This window comes from Streptomyces sp. CO7 (assembly GCF_053474865.1).
In genome coordinates this window covers 298198-301408 of record NZ_JBRIOU010000008.1, presented here as the reverse complement: position 1 = coordinate 301408, position 3211 = coordinate 298198, and the positions used below count along the sequence as shown (strand labels likewise).

General features: G+C 75.6%; 3 protein-coding genes. All 3 read left to right on the top strand.

The window, feature by feature from the left end:
* Nucleotides 1-667 (top strand): ABC transporter ATP-binding protein (locus ACOV8S_RS26275; protein ID WP_448320746.1); only part of this gene is annotated, 667 nt, incomplete at its 5' end.
* A gap of 384 nt (nucleotides 668-1051) precedes the next feature.
* On the top strand, nucleotides 1052-2824 hold the full coding sequence (locus tag ACOV8S_RS26270; RefSeq protein WP_448320745.1) for a glycoside hydrolase family 13 protein: 1773 nt from the start codon (nucleotides 1052-1054) through the stop codon (nucleotides 2822-2824).
* A 101-nt stretch (nucleotides 2825-2925) separates the two neighbouring features.
* Nucleotides 2926-3211, top strand: a 286-nt coding sequence (locus ACOV8S_RS26265; protein ID WP_448320743.1) for a DUF6401 family natural product biosynthesis protein, incomplete at its 3' end; no start/stop codon positions are given.

Below are 3211 nucleotides of genomic sequence, written 5' to 3'. Positions count from 1 at the left end.
GGGGCGGGTCGCGCTGGCCCGCGCGCTGGCGACCCGCCCCCGGCTGCTGCTGCTCGACGAACCGCTGGCGGCACTGGACGCCCGCACCCGGCTGGAGACCCGCGCCACGCTGCGACGGCACCTGGAGGAGTTCGAGGCGGTGGCCGTGCTGGTCACCCACGACCCGCTGGACGCCATGGTCCTGGCGGACCGGCTGGTGGTGGTGGAGGAGGGCCGCGTGGTCCAGACGGGCGCCCCCGACCGGGTCGCCCGCCGGCCCCGCACCGACTACGTCGCCCGTCTGGTGGGCCTCAACCTCTACCGCGGCACCGCCTCGGGGCACCGGGTGCGCCTGGACGACGGCACGGCCGCGGTCACCGTGACCGAGGACCTGTCCGGCGACGTCTTCGTGGCCTTCCCGCCGTCGGCGGTGACCCTGCACCGCGAGCGCCCGGTGGGCACCAGCGCGCGCAACGTGTGGCGGTGCCGGGTGGCCGGGATCGAGACGCACGGCGACCGCGTCCGCGCGGAGCTCACCGGTGAACTGCCCATGGCGGCCGACCTCACCACCGTCTCCGCCGCCGAACTGGGCCTCTCCCCCGGCGGGGAGGTGTGGGCCGCGGTCAAGGCCGGGCAGACGCACGCCTACCCGGCGTCCGGCGCCACGGCCTCGCCCCGGGCGTCATAACCGGTCCGTCGTGCTCTCGACCGCCTCGTTCTCCGTGGTCCCGGGCCCCGGCGCCACCGTGGCCGACGGCCCGAGGTGGGCCGCCAGGACCAGGGCCGCCACCGTCACCAGCGCGGCACCCACGGCGCGCAGGTGACGTGCGTGCGAACGTGCGATCAAGGCGACCTCGCCAAGTACGGGAAACGGCATCGGGAAACGACAGGTGAACGACGATCAACGTGCGGCTCAACCTAGGGCCGTGTCCGCCCCACGGCAAGGGCCCGGTGGTGCGGGCACGTGGGCGGCTTTTGCGGACATGTCCGCGCGGCATGAACACGGTCGTCCACAGGTTGTGAAAAGTGGAGGGAGGTACGGGAGTACCGGAGCCGAGCCGCAGGAGTCGTCGTGACCGTCAGCCCCCCGCCCGAGCAGAACCCCGCCGAACACAACGCCCCCGACCTGTCGTCCAGGGACCCCAACTGGTGGCGCCAGGCGGTGATCTACCAGGTGTACCCGCGCAGCTTCGCCGACGCGGACGGCGACGGGCTCGGCGACCTGCGCGGCGTCACCCGGCGCCTCGCCCACCTGGCCACCCTGGGCGTGGACGCGGTCTGGCTGAGCCCCTTCTACCCCTCGGAGCTCGCCGACGGCGGCTACGACGTCGCCGACTACCGGGACGTCGACCCGCGCCTGGGCACGCTGGAGGACTTCACCCTGATGGTGGCCGAGGCGCACCGGCTGGGCCTCAAGGTGATCGTCGACCTCGTCCCCAACCACACCTCCCGCCGGCACGCCTGGTTCGAGGAGGCGCTGCGGGCGGGCCCCGGCTCCCCGGCCAGGGACCGGTACGTCTTCCGCGACGGCCGCGGCCCGGGCGGCGAACTCCCGCCGTCCGACTGGCACTCGGTGTTCGGCGGCAGTGCCTGGGAGCGGGTGCCGGACGGCCAGTGGTACCTCCACCTGTTCGCCCCGGAGCAGCCCGACCTCAACTGGGACAACGAGGAGGTGCGCGCCGACTTCCGCACCACCCTGCGGTTCTGGTCGGACCGCGGCGTCGACGGCTTCCGGGTCGACGTGGCACACGCCCTCGCCAAGGACCTCACCGAGCCGCTGCGCGACCTCGGAGACCTGGCGGCCGGCGGCGACGAGGCGCTGGAGGGCATGGCCCCGGGCGAGCACCCGCTCTACGACCGCGACGAGGTGCACGAGATCTACCGCGACTGGCGCAAGATCCTCGACTCCTACTCCCCGCCGCGGATGGCGGTCGCCGAGGCCTGGGTCCCGGGCGACCGGCGGGTGCTGTACGCGCGGCCCGACGAGCTGGGGCAGGCGTTCAACTTCGAGTACCTGCGCGCCCCGTGGGACGGCGAGGCGCTGCGCGAGGTGATCACCGCCTCGCTGGAGCAGGCCCGCGCGGCGGGCGCCTCGGCGACCTGGGTGCTCTCCAACCACGACGTCATCCGGCACGCCACGCGCCTCGCCCTGCCCCCGGACGCGGACCCGGACGCCTGGTTGCTCTCCGACGGCCATGAGCCCGCCGTGGACGGGGAACTGGGGCTGCGGCGGGCGCGGGCGGCCACCCTGCTGATGCTGGCGCTGCCCGGCTCGGCCTACCTGTACCAGGGCGAGGAGCTGGGGCTGCCGGAGGTCGCCGACCTGCCCGCGGAGGCGCTGCGGGACCCGATCTGGGAGCAGACGGGGCACGCCCGCAAGGGGCGCGACGGCTGCCGGGTGCCGCTGCCGTGGACGCGGGACGGCGCGGGGTTCGGGTTCGGCCCCGCGTCCGGCGGCGGGACCGGCGCCGGACCGGGCGGCGTCGCGGGCGGCGGGCCGGGGGGCGTCCCGGTTGACGGACTGCCGTGGCTGCCGCAGCCGGAGCACTTCGCCGAACTGTCCGTCGAGGCACAGGACGGGGTGGAGGGCTCCACGCTGGAGCTCTACCGGGCGGCCCTGCGCGTCCGCCGCGGGGTGCTGAGCGCGGACGAGTCCCTGACCTGGCTCGACGGCTCCGGCCCCGGCGTCCTGCACTTCGCCCGCCCGGGCGGCTGGCAGGTCGTCGCCAACACCACCTCGGCGCCGGTCCCGCTCCCCGCGGGGCGGGTCCTGCTCGCCAGCGGACCGCTGGACGCCGCGGGAACGGAACTCCCGGCGGACACCACGGTGTGGCTGAAGGCCTGACGCGCGGCGGGGGCGGGGCGGGCGCGGCAGGGCGTGGCGTGTGACGCGCTCCATGCCCGGCCGGGCCCTGCGCGGGACATGCCCCCGCCTACCGTGGGGGCATGTCCCCGCTGGCCCGGATCGCCCGTACCTTCACGCCGCGCTTCGCCGAGTTCGCCTACGAGCCCGGCTTCACCGCGGCCGTGGACCAGCACGTGGCGGAACTGCGCGACCGGCTCTCCGCCGCCGGCCCGGCCGCGACCCTCACCCCGGCCGCCCCGGACCCCGCCGACCTCACGGACTACGCCCTCGGCTTCCTCGACGCCCTCGACGACCTCGACTGGCGCGAGCCCCCGGGCCACGACTACGCCGTCTGCCGCCTCACCGCCATCACCTGGCTCATCCACC